This is a genomic window from Nocardia sichangensis, from assembly GCF_047200615.1.
Classification (GTDB): Bacteria; Actinomycetota; Actinomycetes; order Mycobacteriales; family Mycobacteriaceae; genus Nocardia; species Nocardia sichangensis.
Genome location: NZ_JBJZOK010000007.1, coordinates 308,902 through 325,566 on the forward strand (window position 1 = coordinate 308,902; position 16,665 = coordinate 325,566).

Annotated in this window: 17 protein-coding genes; 8 read left to right on the plus strand and 9 right to left on the minus strand. The window is 68.3% G+C overall.

The window, feature by feature from the left end; all coding sequences use genetic code 11:
• A complete protein-coding gene (locus tag ACL03I_RS13110) occupies positions 1–1,215 on the minus strand; it encodes an LLM class flavin-dependent oxidoreductase (protein ID WP_412806031.1) in 1,215 nt (404 codons plus the stop codon).
• 367 nt (positions 1,216–1,582) lie between these two features.
• Here ACL03I_RS13110 and ACL03I_RS13115 point away from each other — a divergent pair, with 367 nt between their 5' ends.
• Positions 1,583–2,614 (plus strand): aldo/keto reductase, encoded by a 1,032-nt coding sequence (locus ACL03I_RS13115; protein ID WP_412806032.1) that lies wholly within the window; start codon positions 1,583–1,585, stop codon positions 2,612–2,614.
• Positions 2,615–2,668: 54 nt separating this feature from the next.
• Here the strand turns inward: ACL03I_RS13115 and ACL03I_RS13120 are convergent, their stop codons facing one another.
• The 5 genes from ACL03I_RS13120 to ACL03I_RS13140 form a co-directional block, all read right to left on the minus strand.
• Positions 2,669–3,727, minus strand: coding sequence for an LLM class flavin-dependent oxidoreductase (locus ACL03I_RS13120; protein ID WP_412806033.1), 1,059 nt, complete (start codon positions 3,725–3,727; stop codon positions 2,669–2,671).
• A gap of 412 nt (positions 3,728–4,139) precedes the next feature.
• A complete protein-coding gene (locus ACL03I_RS13125) occupies positions 4,140–4,481 on the minus strand; it encodes a hypothetical protein (RefSeq protein ID WP_355075516.1) in 342 nt (113 codons plus the stop codon).
• A complete protein-coding gene (locus ACL03I_RS13130; RefSeq protein ID WP_355075518.1) occupies positions 4,472–5,107 on the minus strand; it encodes an MspA family porin in 636 nt (211 codons plus the stop codon). The genes ACL03I_RS13125 and ACL03I_RS13130 overlap by 10 nt, the downstream gene beginning before the upstream one ends.
• A 114-nt stretch (positions 5,108–5,221) precedes the next feature.
• Complete coding sequence (locus tag ACL03I_RS13135; RefSeq protein WP_355075520.1) at positions 5,222–7,165, minus strand: glycoside hydrolase family 15 protein; 1,944 nt, start codon at positions 7,163–7,165, stop codon at positions 5,222–5,224.
• A gap of 161 nt (positions 7,166–7,326) precedes the next feature.
• Complete coding sequence (locus tag ACL03I_RS13140) at positions 7,327–7,908, minus strand: TetR family transcriptional regulator (protein WP_355075522.1); 582 nt, start codon at positions 7,906–7,908, stop codon at positions 7,327–7,329.
• Between the two features lie 91 nt (positions 7,909–7,999).
• Here ACL03I_RS13140 and ACL03I_RS13145 point away from each other — a divergent pair, with 91 nt between their 5' ends.
• The 3 genes from ACL03I_RS13145 (at position 8,000) to ACL03I_RS13155 (ending at position 9,960) form a co-directional block, all read left to right on the plus strand.
• Positions 8,000–8,470, plus strand: coding sequence for a DUF4334 domain-containing protein (locus tag ACL03I_RS13145; protein WP_355075523.1), 471 nt, complete (start codon positions 8,000–8,002; stop codon positions 8,468–8,470).
• A 6-nt stretch (positions 8,471–8,476) separates the two neighbouring features.
• Entirely contained in the window at positions 8,477–9,565 is a 1,089-nt protein-coding gene (locus ACL03I_RS13150; protein ID WP_355075562.1) for an NAD(P)-dependent alcohol dehydrogenase, read from the plus strand.
• Between the two features lie 254 nt (positions 9,566–9,819).
• Entirely contained in the window at positions 9,820–9,960 is a 141-nt protein-coding gene (locus tag ACL03I_RS13155; RefSeq protein ID WP_355075525.1) for a hypothetical protein, read from the plus strand.
• Positions 9,961–10,157: 197 nt separating this feature from the next.
• Here ACL03I_RS13155 and ACL03I_RS13160 read toward each other — a convergent pair whose 3' ends face one another.
• Positions 10,158–10,403, minus strand: coding sequence for a hypothetical protein (locus ACL03I_RS13160; protein ID WP_355075527.1), 246 nt, complete (start codon positions 10,401–10,403; stop codon positions 10,158–10,160).
• A 487-nt stretch (positions 10,404–10,890) separates the two neighbouring features.
• The gene (locus ACL03I_RS13165) at positions 10,891–11,622 is read right to left on the minus strand and encodes an IclR family transcriptional regulator (RefSeq protein WP_412806045.1); all 732 of its coding nucleotides are present in this window, start codon (positions 11,620–11,622) and stop codon (positions 10,891–10,893) included.
• 195 nt (positions 11,623–11,817) lie between these two features.
• Here ACL03I_RS13165 and ACL03I_RS13170 point away from each other — a divergent pair, with 195 nt between their 5' ends.
• The 4 genes from ACL03I_RS13170 to ACL03I_RS13185 all read left to right on the plus strand — a co-directional run bounded on the left by ACL03I_RS13170 (position 11,818) and on the right by ACL03I_RS13185 (position 15,916).
• The gene (locus ACL03I_RS13170) at positions 11,818–12,642 is read left to right on the plus strand and encodes a 2-keto-4-pentenoate hydratase (RefSeq protein ID WP_412806034.1); all 825 of its coding nucleotides are present in this window, start codon (positions 11,818–11,820) and stop codon (positions 12,640–12,642) included.
• A 4-nt stretch (positions 12,643–12,646) separates the two neighbouring features.
• Positions 12,647–13,630 carry an acetaldehyde dehydrogenase (acetylating) gene (locus ACL03I_RS13175; protein WP_355075533.1) on the plus strand — a complete coding sequence of 328 codons (984 nt, stop codon included), beginning with the start codon at positions 12,647–12,649 and terminating at the stop codon, positions 13,628–13,630.
• On the plus strand, positions 13,627–14,652 hold the full coding sequence (gene dmpG / locus ACL03I_RS13180) for a 4-hydroxy-2-oxovalerate aldolase (RefSeq protein WP_355075535.1): 1,026 nt from the start codon (positions 13,627–13,629) through the stop codon (positions 14,650–14,652). The genes ACL03I_RS13175 and dmpG overlap by 4 nt, the downstream gene beginning before the upstream one ends.
• A gap of 325 nt (positions 14,653–14,977) precedes the next feature.
• Positions 14,978–15,916 carry an undecaprenyl-diphosphate phosphatase gene (locus ACL03I_RS13185; RefSeq protein WP_355075536.1) on the plus strand — a complete coding sequence of 313 codons (939 nt, stop codon included), beginning with the start codon at positions 14,978–14,980 and terminating at the stop codon, positions 15,914–15,916.
• 49 nt (positions 15,917–15,965) lie between these two features.
• Here ACL03I_RS13185 and ACL03I_RS13190 read toward each other — a convergent pair.
• A partial coding sequence (locus tag ACL03I_RS13190) for an AMP-binding protein (RefSeq protein ID WP_412806035.1) occupies positions 15,966–16,665 on the minus strand: 700 nt, incomplete at its 5' end.

The window sequence follows — 16,665 nt, forward strand, 5'->3', positions numbered from 1 at the left end:
TCAGGCAGTCGCGTAACGATTGGGGACGTCGGTGGGCAGGCCGAGCAGCGCGCGCAGCGAGCCGTCCGGGTAGCCGGTGCGGAACACACCGCGCCGTTGCAGCGCGGGCACGAGCCGGTCGGCCACCGCTGCCAGATCGTCGACCGCCACGCCGGGACGCAAACGGAACCCGTCGATCCCCCGCTCGCTCCAGTCGGTGAGCAGATCGGCGAGTTCGTCCGCACTTCCCGCGAAGACAGGGGCGTCGGAATCGAATTCGGCACGCGCGAGCTCGCTCAACCGGGACAGCCGCTGCGGACCCGGCTCCTCGTCGGTGTCGAGGAAGACGGTGATGTCGGCATAGACCCGCAGCGGCTCACCGGCGCGTCCCACTCGGGCCGCGGCGGACGCGACTTGCTCCAGGATCGGGCCGGGGCCTTCGTCGCGCGTGGGCGTGACGAAGACCAGATCCGCACCGCGGGCGGCGAATTCGTAGATCAGCGGGCCGTGCGCCAGAGCCGCCACCACCGGCTGCCCTTGGGGCGGACGCGGCGTGATCGATGGCCCACGGACGCTGAAGAAGCGGCCCTCGAAGTCGATGTAGTGCAGCTTGTCGCGATCGATGAACCGGCGGGTGGCCACATCGCGGATCTCCGCGTCGTCTTCCCAGCTGTCCCACAATCGCCGTACCACTTCGACGGCGTCGGCGGCTTCGTCGAACAGATCATGGACGTGGCCGGGAAAGCTCCCGGAAGCGATCGCTTCCGCGATTTCGGCGGTGCTGAGGTCGCGCACCGAGCGACGTCCGAAGTGGGCCGCCTCCTCGGCCGTCCCGGACACGCGCGCCTGCCAGCCCGCCCGGCCACGCGACGTGTAATCGAGCGTGGCGATCGACTTGGAGACGTGGAAGGGTTCGGTGTGCGTGGTCGTCACGGTCGGGATGAGCCCGATGTGCCGGGTGACCGGGGCGACCCGCGCGGCGATCAGATGGGCGTCGAGCCTGGCTCGCACCTGATCGACGGCGTCGTCCGACGGTGCGTGCCGCTCACCGGGGATTCGCAGGCTGTCCTCGATGCTCACGAAATCGAGCAGTGCCCGTTCGGCCGTCGCGACCAATCCGGTCCAGTAACCGGGGCTGAACAGCTCGGCGGGCCGGGAGTTCGGCTCCCGCCATGCGGCCGGATGCCAGCCCGCCCCGTCGAGCGCGACGCCGAGGTGCAGTGGGTTCGGTGCCATCGTCTCCCGTTTCTCTCCATGCGCGAATGTCGTGCCGTGCAACGCGCGAACCTGCGCGTACCCGCCCGACGATGACCATGGCGGGAATCACCGGCCTCGGCCGGATCAATGGCGGGTCGCCGCGCGGGAATCAGTGGCTTCGGATAACACATGGCCACGGCGGTGAGCGGCGCTACGGGCACGGGCACGACCGTCATCGCGCACGGGGTGTCAACGATTCGGATCAGCTCGATCGATGGGAAATACCCCGGGTGGCCGTGCCCGGCGACCATGGGTTTCGATCAGCGTGAGCCGACCGGTCGCAACGGCGGGGACGGAAGTGGTCCACTCTCCGTGATCACGCATCGAAAGGAAGAGATACACACCGATGAGTTATGGCCCCTTCGATCTGACCTACGCCGCCGCCGACGACCGGTACGAGAAGGTCCCGTACCGCCGGACCGGCAACTCCGGCCTCGACCTTCCCGCCTTCTCCTTCGGCTTGTGGCAGAAGTTCGGCACCGATTACCCGTTCGCGACGCAACGCGAGATCATCCTGCACGCTTTCGATCTCGGCATCACGCATTTCGACAACGCCGACCGCTACGGTCCCCCGCATCGCGCCGCCCAGAAGAACTTCGGGGCGGTGCTGGCCAAGGACCTCGCTCCCTATCGCGACGAGCTGATCCTCTCGACCAAGGCGGGCAACCCGATCGGGCCCAGCCCTTACCTCAGGGGCGGTTCGCGCAAGTCGATCCTCACCTCGCTCGAACACAGCCTGCGCGACCTGGGCACCGAGTACGTCGACATCTTCTACCATCACAGCCCGGATCCGAGCACGCCGCTGGAGGAGACGGTCGGCGCGCTGGTCAGCGCGGTGCAACAAGGCAAGGCGCTCTACATCGGCCTGTCCAACTACGCGCCCGACCGCACCCACGAGGCCGCCGAGCTGCTCCGGAAGGCGGGCGTCCCGCTGCTGATCCACCAGGCGCGCTACTCGATCTACGACCGCCGCCCCGAACGAAACGGCCTGCTGGACACCGCCCGCCAGGACGGCTTCGGCGCGATCGTCTACTCGCCGCTGGCCCAGGGCCTGTTGACCGACAAGTACCTGGAGACGATTCCCGACGGGGCGCGGGCACACAACAGCAGCTTCCTGTCGCCGGACGTCATCGACGAGACCTACCGGCAGCGCACCGCCGCGCTCGACAAGATCGCCCAGGCGCGGGGTCAGTCGCTCGCGCAGCTGGCGCTGCAGTGGGTGCTGCGGCGCCCCGAAGTGACTTCGGCGCTGATCGGCGCGAGTTCCACCGCGCAGCTCGACCACAACATCGCGGCGTCGAACTTCCCCGCGTTCACCGACGACGAACTCGCCCTCATCGACGAGCACGGCGTGCACGGGACCGGCCTGAAACTCTGACCCCGCGCAAGCGGTCGGGAGGGGCAGCGCGGGCGCTGCCCCGTCTCGGTCTCGTCACTCTCGCAGCAACGGAAGCAGCTGGTTGCCTTGGCGCTCGATCTCGCGCAGATACGGGGTGTCGGAGAGCACGAAGTGCGTGATGCCGAGATCCTGGTACTTGCGCAGCGACTTGGCGACGTCTTCGGGGGAGCCGACCAGCCAGGTGGTCCCGGCGCCACCCGCGCCGAACTTCCCGGGTGTGGTGTAGAGGTTGTCGTCGAGCACCTCGCCCTTCGCGGCCAGATCCAGCAGTCGCTGCTGTCCCACGGCCGTCCGGCGATGTGGGTTCGGCACGGGGGCGTGGTGGTTGTCGGCCATCTCCGCGACCTTCGCCTCCGCCTCGGCCCAGGCCTGCTTGGTGGTGTCGCGGACGAAAGTGGTGACCCGCAGGCCGAACTCCAGTGGCGCATGCTGGCGACCGAGTTCTTCGCTCAGCGACCGCAGGCGTTCGATCCGTTCCCTGACTCCCGACAGGGGCTCGCCCCAGAAGAGCTGGACGTCGGCCTCGGTCGCCGCTACCCGCTCCGCGGCCTCCGACGCACCGCCGAAGTAGAGCTTCGGGTGGCGGCGCTCGCCGCGCGGGACGATCCTCGGCAGCGCGGTGGAATTGCTGACCTGGTAGTACTCACCCCGGTAGGTGACGTTCTCCTCCGTCCACAGCCGACGGACGAGTTGGAGGAACTCTTTCGTGCGGGCGTAACGCTCGGCCTGATCGCCCTCGGTCTCGCCGTAGGCCGCGAGATCGTCCTTGCCCGACACGATGTTTACCCGCACCCGGCCGCCGGAGAGGTGGTCGAGGGTCGCCGCGGCCGATGCGAAGTTCGCCGGACGCCAGTAGCCCGGTCTGATCGCGATCAGCGGCTCAAAACTCGTGGTCCTGGCGGCGAGAGCCGTTGCGACGGTGAGGGTGTCCGGGCGACCCCACCCGGTGCCGAGCAACGCGCCCTGCCACCCGTGCTCCTCGAGCGCCTTCGCCTGAGCGGTCAGGGTGTCGAGGCTGTTGTGGTCGGCCACGATGGTGTCGCCGCGGTGTCCCGGCGTGACCTGATTCGGGATATACCAAAGGAAACTCATCGGCGGCTATTCCTGTTCGGCGGGCGTGATCAACGGCGAATCACCCGGCTGGCGGGTCGACCAGCCTTCGGACATCGGAATTATCGACCTCGAACGAGGCCGTAGGCCGTTCACAGCCCGCGTCGTTCACCCTGGACGACCGCTCCTGAGCTGCGACGATTCGCTGCGATGAGCAATAAATTCATCCAGATTCCAGCGCGGCCGATATGCCCTGCGGGATATCGGTTCTCGGTGGATCACAGTCCCGGAGAGATCCTGGTGCCGACCGGGGGAGAAGCGGCGGAATCACACCGCTGTGCGAGCGAGTGGGCGGAGCCGATCTGTGCGCGCATGTCCCGCGGCGATCCTGCTCGCGGTGAATCGACGAGGCCGATCGCCGTGCCCGGCGGAGCAACGGCGACCGGCCCGTTGGCTATCCGACCGGAACGATCGGGGTGCCCGAGCCCGGTCCCGGCGCGGGCGGAACCAGCGCACCTGCGGGGGTATTGGTATTGGGTGCCGACTTGGCGGGCGGGGGCGCCAGCACTTGCAACGGCAGTGCCGGTGGCGGCGCGGCGGGCCCGCCGCGCGTCCCGGGTACGGGCTTGTCGTTGCCGCAAGCGGTGGCGGAGGAGGGTGGTTCGCCGCAGCTCGGTCCCGGGCCGACCGGCACGATCGGATCGGCGGAGGCGGTTGCCGCGGCGATGATCAGCGAAACCGACACGCCGATCGGCGCCATCCAGCGTCGCGGCGCTCGCCCGTGCGTCACAGCCATATCGGGTCACCGTAGAGCGCGACCGAATTGTCCGCCGTGGCCGTGGATATCGACACGATCGCGAACGAGCGCAGGCTCACCGCGCCCGCGCACGCATCGATCTTGATTTGGATCTGATCGACGGAGATCGAACCGTGCGGTCCGGCAAGCGGTTTCGTCCCCAGCGTGATGCTGTTGATGGTACCCGGCTTGATGGTCGTCGACATGCTCGGCAGGGCCAGCGCGCTGCCGCCGACCCCGAGGCCGGGTGAGGGGGCGACGGTCACCGTGGCGCTCGGGCCGATAGCGGCGGAGATGCCCACGGTCAGGCCGTTGGAAACGTCTATCTGGCAGCCGATCTGGTATCCCAATTGCAGCGTTCCGGAGTTCACCGCCTCCCGGCCCTCGCCGCCGATGTCGGCCGCGGCCGACAAGGTGACGAATCCTTCCCTGGTGAACGGTGTCGCGGCGAGATTGGGTACGCGCTGCACGTCTTCGGCGGTCTTGCTGATCCGCAACTCCCAGCCGTCCTCGGTGCCGACGACACGAGATTTGTCCGCCACCGGGTCAGCGGTCGCGGGGGCGGCGGTCATGCCGAATGCCGCGGTCGCGGCGATGCCGAGCATCGCCATCGTCGAGCCCTTCAATGCAATCCTTAGTCCTGTTAACAGTCGAACGCGATAGTACTGACTCCGCTGACGTGGCGGTGCGAAGGCCGCCCACCGTTGGGGTGCAGCGGGTTTCGCCGATCGGGTTTCTGGTCAGCGGTGGATGTATCCCCGGGTGAGCGATGCGTCGTCCAGTCGCGGTGCGATCGATTCACCGCCGAGCGCCTGCCGCAGGAGTGTTTGCTCGTCCTGGATGACGTGCATGACCGCATTGATCAGGGCGAGGTGGGTGAACGCCTGCGGATAGTTGCCCCAGTGTCGGCCGGTTCGGGGATCGATCTCCTCGGCGTAGAGGCCGAGGGGGCTGGCGTAGCCGAGCAGTTTTTCGCACAGCTGCTTGGCTTTCTTCTTCTCGCCGACCTCCGACAGCGCCGACACCAGCCAGAACGAGCAGATCGTGAAAGCGCCTTCCTCCCCGGCGAACCCGTCGTCGGTCTCGTCGACGCGGTACCGCAGGACGAGACCGTCTTCGGTCAGTTCCTCGGCGATGGCCAGCACCGTGTTGCGCACCCGCTCGTCCTCGGGTGGCAGGAAACGTACCAGTGGGATGAGCAGGGTCGAAGCGTCCAGCGAGGTGCTGCCGTAGTACTGGGTGAACACCCCCCGGGAGTCGACCGCGTGTGCGCAGATGTCGGCGTGGATCTCGTCGGCGGCCTGTTGCCACCGGTGCGCGCGGGCGAAGTCCTGGTGGATGCGGGCCAGCCGGGCGCCGCGGTCGGCGGCGACCCAGCACATGACCTTGCTCGAGGTGAAGTGCCTGGGCTGTCCGCGGACTTCCCAGATGCCGTGGTCGGGCTCACGCCAGTAGGTGAGGGCACTCTTGACCGCACGGCCCAGCAGCGGCCAGGCCCGCGCATCGATCTGATCTTGATGACGGCCGTAGAGATAGACCGCGTCCAGCGCGGCGCCCCACACATCGTGCTGACGTTGCCGGTAGGCCTCGTTGCCGATGCGCACCGGGCCCGCGTTGTCGTAGCCGCGCAGGTGGGGGAGGGTCTGTTCGGCGAGATCGGTCTCGCCGCCGATGCCGTAGACGATCTGCATGTCGCGGGCTTCTTCGGTCAGGTCGAGAATGTAGGAGAAGAAGTCGTTCGCCTCCCAGGTGAAACCCAGCGTGTACAGGCCCCACAAGGCGAAGGCGGAGTCGCGGATCCAGGAATAGCGGTAGTCCCAATTACGCTCACCACCAGGTGTTTCGGGTAGTGACGTGGTGGCGGCGGCAGCGACGGCCCCGGTGGGAGCGAAGGTCAATCCCTTGAGCGTGAGCGCACTGCGAGTGAGTTCGGCGGTCCAGGGATGGTCCGGAAATCGCCCGCCCGCCAGCCAGTGCCGCCAGTGGTGGATCGTGCGCAGCAGCCGCTCTTCGGCCTCCGCGACGTCGCGGGGAGCGTCACGACTGCCCCAGGCGAGCGCGCAGAAGCGGGTGTCTCCCTTCTTCAACAGGGTGCGGGCGACCGCGTGCGTGCCCTCCAGGCCCAAGCGCATGTCGGTGCTCAAGGTCAGTTGCAGATCGGTCCCGTCGGCGCCGGCCTGTGCGAGGTGATAACTGCCGAGGTACTCCCACCGCGCGCGATGCCTGCCGTAGTCGAAGGCCGGTTGGCAGTCGAGCCCGAACTGGATCTGCCCGGTCTCGCAGTGCACTGTGCGCAGCAGGATGTGCTCGGCGTCGTAGTCCGTGGGCGTGCGCCGGTGGGCGCTGCGGCCGGGTTTCTGGTGCCGCCACGGTCCGACCAGCAGCACGTCGCGCACCGTCGCCCAGCCCTCGCCGCTGCGCCAGCTCGTCTCCATGACCATCGTGCCCGGGATGTAGCGACGATCGGTGGGCACCACGAAGTCGGCGGGAGCGAACCGGAACGAGCCGGCGGAGCGATCGAGTATCGCGGCGAAGACGCTGGGAGAGTCCATGCGCGGCAGGCACATCCACTCGATGGCGCCGCTGGGCGCGATCAAGGCGGTGACCTCGCAATCGGAGATGAACCCGTAGTCGTCGATGCGTGGGAACGCTGTGAGCCGCGGTGTGCCTTCGATCTCGTCCATGCGTTTCTCCGTCGTGGTCTCGGGGCTTACCGTCCGGCGGTCGTCCACCGGCGAGTACCTGGTGCACCGCCTTTCTTCGGGAGAACACTGTGCGCGGTATGAGCGCTGCGACGCTCCCATCAGCCCACCACCTCGTGGGCCGGATCGGCAAGCCCCGAGATCTAGCGACCGCCGTCGGCTCGGGTCGCCTCCGGGCTGACCAGCCGTCGTGCGGCCAGAACGGTGGCGGCGCGGCGTTCGGTGATGTTGTGCTGTGTGGTGCGGGTGGCGTGCATGGCCGCGGTGCGGGCGAGGTCGGTCAGCATGACGATCAAGGTGATGGGCGCGAACGCCCCGGTGATCAATCCCTGCTCTTGGCCGCGGCGGATCTCGGCGAGTTTTCCCGCGATGGTCCGGCGGATGGCGTCTTCGGCGGCGGGAATGTGGGTCTGCTCGATCTCCGCCCATGCCTGCAGCCGGGCGTTGTCCGGGTGCGCGACGTAGTGGTCGAAGAGCCGGCCGACGTAACCGGGCAGATCCGCGGCGTCGAGGGCGGTCTCGTCGGTGGTCTGGGCGACCCATTCCTCGGTGACCGCGGCGTAGAGCTCGTCTTTGCTCGCGAAGTACGCGTAGAGCCGGTCCTTGCTCGCTTTGGCCGCGTCGGCGATGCGGTTGATGCGCGCTCCCGCGATGCCGTACCGGGCGAACTCCGCTTTGGCCGCGACGAGGATTCGTTCGCGGGTGGCCTGACCTGCTGCGCGCATTGCCGCATCCTATCTTGCCGAACCTTTTGGTTCGGCTATACAGTTGCCGAACCAAAAGGTTCTGGAAACGGCGGCGGGAACGAGGATGGTTATGGGCTCTGTGGGGGCTGGCTGGCGAGAACTCGTCGCGCGGGAGACCGGAGTGACCGCGGCGGAGCTGGACGCGCTGTGGGCCGGCCTGCCCACCGCGCGCGCCGAGGACATCCTCGGCGAGTGGAAGGGAGCGGCGTTCCCGACCGGGCATCCGCTGCGCAAAGCGTTGTCGGTGAGCCGCTGGTACGGCAAGACGTTCCACAGTGTGCTGGACGCCAAACCGTTGATCTGCCGCGCCGAGGACGGATCGCTGTTCTCCGATGTCGAACTCGGCGGCGGTGGGGAAGCGACATTGTGGAACATCGAGTTCCGCGGCGAGGTCACCGCCACCATGGTCTACGACAAGCGCCCGGTCTTCGACCACTTCAAATGGCTCGACGAGAACACGCTGATGGGCATCATGAACGGCAGGCCGGAGCTGGTGCTCGCCGACGGCGAGTACTTCTACTTCCTGCTCGAGCGGATCTGACCGATGGTGACCACCACCGCGGTGCTGTCGCGCGACCCCGCCGCGCCGTTCACCGTCGAATCCGTCGAGATCGACGCCCCCCGCGAGGACGAGATCCTGGTCCGGGTCCAGGCCACCGGCATCTGCCACACCGACCTGGTCACCCGGGCGGCTGGGGCCGCCGACCGTCCCGTGCTGCTCGGCCACGAGGGCGCCGGAGTGGTGGCGGCCGTCGGCGCGGCGGTGACCGGTGTCCATCCCGGTGACCGTGTCGTATTGACCTTCCGGCACTGCCGGTCGTGCCGCAGTTGCCGAGCGGGACGCCCGGCGTACTGCGTGCGAGCGGTGGAACTCAACCAGTTCGGCGCGCGGGCGGACCGGTCGCGCCGGGTCACCGTCGCCGGAACCGCGGTGCGGGACGGGTTCTTCGGCCAGTCCAGCTTCGCCGCGTACGCCTTGACCACCGCCGACAACACGGTGGTCGTCGATACCGAGGTCGATCCGGCTGTGCTCGCCCCACTGGGCTGCGGGTTCCTCACCGGCGCCGGAGCGGTGCTCAATGTGCTGCGGCCGGATCACGATGCCCGCGTCGCGGTCTACGGCGCAGGCGCGGTCGGTATGGCGGGTGTGCTGGCGGCGGTGGCGTGCGAGGTCGCCGAACTGGTTGTGGTGGAGCCGTCACCCGTCCGGCGGGCGCTGGCGCGGGAACTCGGCGCGACCGCGGCCCTGGATCCGGCGGCCGACGACATCGTGCCCACGATCCGGAAGCTGACCGACGGCGGGGCGACCCACGCGCTCGACACCACGGGATCGGCGGACGTGCTCGCCACGGCGGCAGGCGCGGCGGCGATCGGCGGCACGGTGGTCGCGGTCGGATTGGGCGCCGGGGTCCCGGCGATCGATCTGCGCGATATCGTGTTGGGCGGCAAGGTGATCCGCGGTTGCCTCGAAGGCGACGCGGTGCCCGCGACCTTCATCCCGCAGCTGCTGAACCTGCACGCCGCGGGACGGTTCCCCATCGACCGTCTCGTCACGACCTACCCGCACGCCGACATCAATGTCGCGCTCGCCGACCAGCGCGCGGGCACGGTCGTCAAACCGGTCCTCACCTGGTGAGGTGACCGAAGTCAGGCGGCGGCTGCGCCTCGGCACGCACGGCGGTTCCGGCAACTGGCACCGAAAGAACGGTTTGTTTGTGGTCGCGGGTGGTACCCGGTGCACGTATCGGCTCGACAGCGCGGTCGCGCCGGTACGCGATCGGGGGATCCCCGCTGCTCGACCACCGGCCGGTTCGACAAATGTCATCAAATCGTTTGCGCCGCACGAGAACGAGGGGCCCCTAAGGTTGAATGGCGCAAAGGAATTGCATCGTGATCGAGGACGCGAACGTGCCCGGCACCGACGATGAAGACCGAGACCGGATCATCTGGCCCGAGTCGCGTTTGAGCGCATGGTGGGCGGATGTCATGGGCCACCGCTTTCCCCGAACTCAGACGACGACATCGAGTTGATCCCCGGCCGCCGGTTCGCCGGGTGCGAGTACGAGCAGCGGGGGAGATGTCCCGGTGGACTGAACTCCTCAGTGCTCACGGCACGTGCGGCCGGGGGAGCGTGCGGTCCGGTTTCCATGTCCGGGCCCACGCGGAGCGGATCCGCGGACGTCCTCTGAACTACCTTATTCCGGTATGACGGCGCACGTGCGCGTGTGCTACGCCCCGTCCGGTTGTGGCGTCCGGCGCAGCGCGAGGAGTCCGTCGATGATCTCGATCGCCGTCAGCGGAGCCGTCGCGGCGTTGTGGATCTGTGCGGCGAGACCCGCGGGGCAGCCGGGCCCAGGTCTGGCGGTCGTGGCGCACGCGGTACAGCCCGCGACGGCCTCGGCGAGATGCGCTTCGACATTGCGCACGTCGAGTGCGGTGATCAAATCGAACCCGGTCGAGAAGGGGATCGGCATGTCGATGGGTTCCTCCGGCTCAATGTCCGATCGGGTGGCACGTCGCCGCGAGTGGTCCGTCTCCGTGCCGCGCGGCGCGAATCGGCCGGAACGTCGGACGGCCGCGCGAGCAGGCGCCGACCGCTGCCGGGCCGTCGCGAGCGATGCATGGGCGAGAACTCGAGGCGCTGTCTGGTGGATGGGATCCGTTTGTGGCCGACCCCGTTGTCGGCCTGCCGACGTCGTTGTCGGGTCGGATGTCCGGTGACGTCGTTGTCGTTCGGACGAAGGAGCAGCACGTGTTTATATAGGCTCCGCATCGGTAATGTAACAGATGGATATACCTTCTGGGAACCCGTCAGCTAACTCGGATTCGCCGACCTTTTACCCTGCCTGTGCCTGCTTTCGTACGCGTGCGGCGGAGCGCGGGCTGCGGTTCAGCGACGAATACGCGTTGGGGGACTACCGACCCCGTCCGGCCTCGTGCCGGGCGGGGTCTTCCTCGTGCTCAGGCGGGAGGCGCGGACAGCAACCGGGTCCGCCGGGTCAGGGTCGCTCCGATGCCGTCGGCGGCCGCGCGAACCGATGCCGCGTGGGTCTCGGGATTGAACCGATGGGACGGGCCCGCCACGCTGATCGCTGCGACCACCTCGTCCACCTCGCGAACGGGGGCGGCCACGCAGACGATGCCGGGCGCGGATTCCTCGAATTCGAAGGCCACTCCGTCGGCCGCGATTCGATCGAGCTGGGTGCGCAACGTGCCCGGTAGGGCCATCGTCCGGGGGGTGTAGCGGCGAAGCGGCCCGGCCAGCACCTCGTCCCGAAGCGCCGCGTCGGCGTTGGCCAGTAATACTTTGCCGATGGCCGTGCAGTGCACCGGCATACGGCCCCCGATCCGGGACGGGGCACTGGCCTGCCTGCGTCCGCCGATCTTCGTCAGGTACACGACATCCGTGCCGTCGAGAATGCCCAGATGCACGGTCTCGTGGATACGCGCGTTGAGTTCCTCCAGAAATGGAATGGACACTTCGAGCAGACTCCGCTCGACCGATGCGCGCATCCCGAGCTCGAACACATAGCTTCCGAGCCGATACCCGGCGTCGGTCCGGTCCAATAGTCGGACCGCCACCATGTCGGCGAGGACCCGGTGCAGAGTGCCCTTCGGAATGCCGGTGCGCCGTCCCAGCTCGGCCAGGCTCAACGCGGTGTCGTCGATCGAGAACGCCTCGAGCACGGCCATGATCTTGCCGAGCACGGTCGAACCGTCTATCGCACGACCAGCGAACGCGGATGACACGGTCGACCTCCAACCTCCGGACCCGCTCACTCTACCGCGGCGGCGTTCGGCTCAGTGGAACGCAATGCTGGCGGATGCGTCCCACCTGCGGCGACAGTGAGAGCACTGTTTCACCCCTCACGAGATCCGGGACTTCTGATGCCAACACCCCCAGGCCTTGACCGACGCTCCGTGGCTGCCGACGCTGCCACGATCGCCGCCGCCGACCTGCTCAGCGCGGCCGCCCGCTCGGGCACCCCGTGCGGACCGGTGCGCGATCTGATCGGTGCCGACGACGTGACCGCCGCGTACGCGGTGCAGGAACTGCTGACCGCCGAGCGCATCGCGGCGGGCGCCGAGGTGGTCGGCCGCAAGATCGGCTTGACCTCCGCGGCGGTGCAGCGGCAGCTCGGTGTCGATCAACCGGACTTCGGAGTGTTGTTCGACGACATGTACTACGGGCAGGACGCACCCGTGCCGCTGAGCCGGTTGTTGCAGCCGAAGGTCGAAGCCGAGATCGCGTTCGTGCTCGGCGCGGACCTGGCGGAGGGGCCGCTCGATGACGAGCAGGTCCGCGGCGCGGTCGACTACGCCGTGGCCGCGCTCGAGATCGTCGACAGCCGCATCGCCGGTTGGGACATCACCTTCGGTGACACCGTCGCCGACAACGCTTCGAGCGGTTTGTACGTGCTCGGCGCCGAACGCCGCACCCTCGATTCCTTCGAGCCCGTCACGGCACAGATGCGGATGTCGATCGACGGTGTCGAGGTGTCGACGGGAAACGGCGCGGCTTGCCTCGGCGATCCGCTGCACGCACTGGCCTGGCTGGCGCGGACCACTCGCGAGTTCGGCAGGCCACTGCGCGCCGGGCAGACAGTGCTCTCCGGAGCGCTCGGACCGATGGCACCGATCCAGGGCCCTGGAATCGTCGCCGCGGACATCACCGGTCTCGGATCGGTGACCGCGACCTTCATTCGGGAGTGAAACCATGAACGACAGCCCCGCCAAGCTCAAAGTCGCGGTGATCGGATCGGGCAATATCGGCACCGATCTGATGATCAAAGTGATCCGGCACTCGACCGTCCTGGAGATGGGCGCGATGGTCGGCATCGACCCGGAATCCGACGGTCTGGCCCGCGCGCGCAGACTCGGCGTGCCCACCACGTCCGACGGCGTGCAAGGCCTGCTGGAACTGCCGAACTTCGGCGAGATCGACGTGGTCTTCGACGCGACTTCCGCCAAAGCCCACGCCGCCCACGCCGCGGTGCTCGAACCGCTCGGCAAACGCCTGATCGATCTGACACCCGCCGCGCTCGGCCCGTTCGTCGTCCCGGCGGTGAACCTGGACGCGCATCGCCACGCGCCCAACGTCAACATGGTCACCTGCGGCGGGCAGGCCACCATCCCGATCGTCGCCGCCATCTCGCGCGTGGCGCCGGTCGCCTACGCCGAGATCGTCGCGTCCATCGCCTCGAAGTCGGCGGGGCCGGGCACGCGGGCCAATATCGACGAGTTCACCGAAACCACCGCGCACGCGATCGAAACGGTCGGCGGCGCGCGGCGCGGCAAAGCCATCATCATCCTCAATCCGGCGGACCCGCCGCTGATCATGCGCGACACGGTGCTGTGCCTGGTCACCGCCCCGGATCCCGGCACCCATGAGGCGATTCGCGAATCGGTGGAGCAGATGATCGCGCACGTGGCCACCTACGTCCCCGGCTACCGCCTCAAGCAGCAAGTCCAGATCACCGCCGTCCCGCAGGACCAACCGGTGCACACCCTGCTCGGCCCGGACACGGCGACCGTGCCCACCCATCAGGTGACGGTGTTCCTCGAGGTCGAAGGCGCCGCCCACTACCTCCCGGCCTACGCGGGAAATCTGGACATCATGACCTCGGCGGCCGTGCGCTACGCCGAATCCATCGCCGACACGATCGCCGCGGCGCCGGCGGGACAGGAAGCGCTCCGATGACCACCCAACTGTTCATCCAAGACGTCACACTCCGCGACGGCATGCACGCGGTGCGCCACCGCATCACTCCGGACGACGTCGGCCGGATCGTGGCGGCGCTCGACACGGCCGGTGTCGACGGCATCGAAGTAGCCCACGGCGACGGTCTCGCCGGAGGCAGCCTGAACTACGGTCCGGGAAGCAACACCGACTGGGAATGGATCGAAGCCGCCGCGGACAATCTCACGCACGCCCGGCTGACCTCGCTGCTGCTGCCCGGCATCGGCACCATCGAAGAACTGAAGCACGCCTACCGGCTCGGTGTGCGCTCGGTGCGCGTAGCCACCCACTGCACCGAAGCCGACGTGTCCGCCCAGCACATCGCCACCGCACGGGAACTCGGGATGGACGTCTCCGGATTCCTGATGATGTCCCACATGGCCGAACCGGCTCGCCTGGCCGAACAGGCGAAACTGATGGAATCGTATGGGGCGCACTGCGTCTACGTCACCGATTCCGGCGGCCGGCTGACCATGAACGGAGTCCGTGACCGGGTCCGCGCCTATCGCGAGGTGCTGGACCCCGGCACCGAGATCGGGATCCACGCGCACGAGAATCTCTCGCTGTCGGTGGCCAATTCCGTCGTGGCGGTGGAAGAAGGCGTCACCCGGGTCGACGCCTCGCTCGCCGGGCACGGCGCCGGAGCGGGCAACTGCCCGATCGAGCCTTTCGTCGCCGTCGCCGACCTGCACGGCTGGAAGCACAACTGCGATCTGTTCGCGCTACAGGACGCCGCCGACGACTTGGTGCGGCCCCTGCAGGATCGCCCGGTCCGCGTGGACCGCGAAACACTCACGCTCGGCTATGCCGGGGTCTACTCGTCCTTCCTGCGGCACGCCGAAACCGCCTCGCGGCGTTACGGCATCGATGTGCGCACGATCCTGCTCGAGGTGGGCCGTCGCGGGTTGGTCGGCGGGCAGGAGGACCTCATCGTCGACATCGCGCTCGACCTGGTCGCCGAATCCTCCGGCGCCACCGCCTGAAAAACGGCATCGAGCTCGCCGACGGTGATCAAATGATCGACGTCACAGATCCTCTGTGATGTGTTCGGGACCAGCTGCTTTGCCGCGCCGGTGCGGCTTCCCCCACCTGGATCCCGGCCATACCGCCCATGGATTCCGAAGCCGCGTGCCCTCTTCGTCTCGTCGATCCTCTGCGAGCTCCGACGGTCCTTTCGCGGCTTTGGCTGCCGCACAACGACATTCCGGTCCCGCCGCGACAGCGCCACCGCCGCGGCGGGACCGCCGTCGTCGCCGGCCGCGAGAGGCCCTCACGCGGTTGCGTTGTGTGCGTGCGAGACTCGGGGCGATGCTCACTTACTTTCAAGCGACAGTCATCGGGGCGGTGCAAGGTGTCACCGAACTGTTCCCGATTTCCAGCCTGGGGCACTCCGTGTTGGTCGCGGCATGGCTCGGAGGCGACTGGGAGAAGTTGACCGGCGAGGGCGAGTCCGGTGCGGGCACACCGTATCTGGCGTTCGTGGTGGCGCTGCACGTGGCGACGGCGGTGGCGCTGCTCGGCTACTACTGGCGCGACTGGTGCGTCATCGTGGCGGGCTTTTTCACCACGCTGCGCACCGGCCGCCTCGACACCATCCCCCAGCGGCTGGCCTGGTCGATCGTCGTCGCCACCATTCCGGTCGGCGTGCTCGGCTTCCTGCTGGAACATCCGCTGCACGCGCTGTTCGGGACGCCTTTCTACGCCGGTATCTTTCTCGCGCTCAACGGCATCGTGCTGATCGTCGGCGAGGGATTGCGCCGGCGGAACGAGCCGTCGCTGGCCGAATACGGGCGGCGGTTCGCTCGGCGGGAAGCCCGCAGAGGCACCCTCACGGCCGAGGCGGAGACCCGGCGCCAATCCGACCGGCCGCTGGCCGCCCTCGGGACAGCGGACGCTCTCGGCATCGGCTTCGCTCAGGTCGGCGCGCTGCTGACCGGCTTCAGCCGTGCGGGCCTGACCATGGTCGGCGGCCTGTCGCGGGGTCTCGCGCACGAGCACGCGGCGAAATTCGCCTTCCTGCTGGCCACTCCGGCGATCCTCGGCGCGGGAGTCCTGGAACTACCGGAACTGGTCGGCCCGCAAACCGAAGGCATCCGTGGACCGGTGTTGTTCGGAGCCATCGTCTCCGGGGTGTCGTCGTGGCTGGCAGTACGGTTCCTGGAGCGCTACTTCCAGACCCGGACCCTACTGCCGTTCGCCATGTACTGCATCGTCGCAGGCACCCTCTCGGTCGTCCACTTCAGTTGAGCTCTGCTCGGCCGAAGTCGCCGATCCGGCTCCGGCGCGGCCGGAACGATCAACCGGTCACGCATTCGTCGGCCTGCACCTCCTCGTCGGTGTCCAGGACGACCGCCGCGCCGACCATCCCGGCGGCGACCAGTTCGATGACAACGGCGGAGGATCTCGGTTCGCCGCGGTAGGGGATCTCGGACTCGTAGGTGAGTTCGTCCCGGTCGCGCAGTTGCGCGGCCGCGATGGCGAGATCGTCGTAGCTGAGGGTCTGGTCCCCGACGAAGGCCGGGTCGGTGCCGGTCAGTGCCCGGGTGCGGTGTGCGTAGGTGACCGGGCGGGGTGATTCGGCGGCGATCTCGGCGATGACGGCGGGGTCGTCGAGGGCGAGCCAGTCGAGGGTGCCGGTGGGTGGATCGCCGAGGGTGAGGCCGACTTTGGCCTCGAGGTCGTCGGGCAGTGCGGTGTCGGGGACGACGGCGGCGCCTGTTTTGAGGACGGCCCAGGTCGCGATGACCGCTTCCATGCCGCGATCCAGACGGAGTGCCACGCCCGCGCCGGGGCCGCAGCCCCGCGCGATGAGTACCCGCGCCAAACGCGACGAGCGGGTCTCCAGATCGTGGTAGGACAGCTCGTCGTCGCCGGACAGGATGGCGGGGGCGTCCGGATCGTCCTCGACGGCGGCCACGAGTGTTTGGGCGAGTGTGGTGCCCGCGGTCGCCGCCGAGTTCGGCGGCGGGGTGGGAACGCTTCTGGCCGTGCCCATT

What these genes read in the sequence shown, in the direction of transcription:
- ACL03I_RS13175 (WP_355075533.1), top strand. Translation starts at nt 12,647, where the DNA reads ATGAACGACAGCCCCGCCAAGCTCAAAGTCGCGGTGATCGGATCGGGC.
- ACL03I_RS13110 (WP_412806031.1), bottom strand. Translation starts at nt 1,215, where the DNA reads ATGGCACCGAACCCACTGCACCTCGGCGTCGCGCTCGACGGGGCGGGC.
- ACL03I_RS13135 (WP_355075520.1), bottom strand. Translation starts at nt 7,165, where the DNA reads ATGGACGAGATCGAAGGCACACCGCGGCTCACAGCGTTCCCACGCATC.
- ACL03I_RS13185 (WP_355075536.1), top strand. Translation starts at nt 14,978, where the DNA reads ATGCTCACTTACTTTCAAGCGACAGTCATCGGGGCGGTGCAAGGTGTC.
- ACL03I_RS13165 (WP_412806045.1), bottom strand. Translation starts at nt 11,622, where the DNA reads ATGGCCGTGCTCGAGGCGTTCTCGATCGACGACACCGCGTTGAGCCTG.
- ACL03I_RS13120 (WP_412806033.1), bottom strand. Translation starts at nt 3,727, where the DNA reads ATGAGTTTCCTTTGGTATATCCCGAATCAGGTCACGCCGGGACACCGC.
- ACL03I_RS13125 (WP_355075516.1), bottom strand. Translation starts at nt 4,481, where the DNA reads ATGGCTGTGACGCACGGGCGAGCGCCGCGACGCTGGATGGCGCCGATC.
- ACL03I_RS13115 (WP_412806032.1), top strand. Translation starts at nt 1,583, where the DNA reads ATGAGTTATGGCCCCTTCGATCTGACCTACGCCGCCGCCGACGACCGG.
- ACL03I_RS13160 (WP_355075527.1), bottom strand. Translation starts at nt 10,403, where the DNA reads ATGCCGATCCCCTTCTCGACCGGGTTCGATTTGATCACCGCACTCGAC.
- ACL03I_RS13170 (WP_412806034.1), top strand. Translation starts at nt 11,818, where the DNA reads ATGCCAACACCCCCAGGCCTTGACCGACGCTCCGTGGCTGCCGACGCT.
- dmpG (WP_355075535.1), top strand. Translation starts at nt 13,627, where the DNA reads ATGACCACCCAACTGTTCATCCAAGACGTCACACTCCGCGACGGCATG.
- ACL03I_RS13145 (WP_355075523.1), top strand. Translation starts at nt 8,000, where the DNA reads ATGGGCTCTGTGGGGGCTGGCTGGCGAGAACTCGTCGCGCGGGAGACC.
- ACL03I_RS13140 (WP_355075522.1), bottom strand. Translation starts at nt 7,908, where the DNA reads ATGCGCGCAGCAGGTCAGGCCACCCGCGAACGAATCCTCGTCGCGGCC.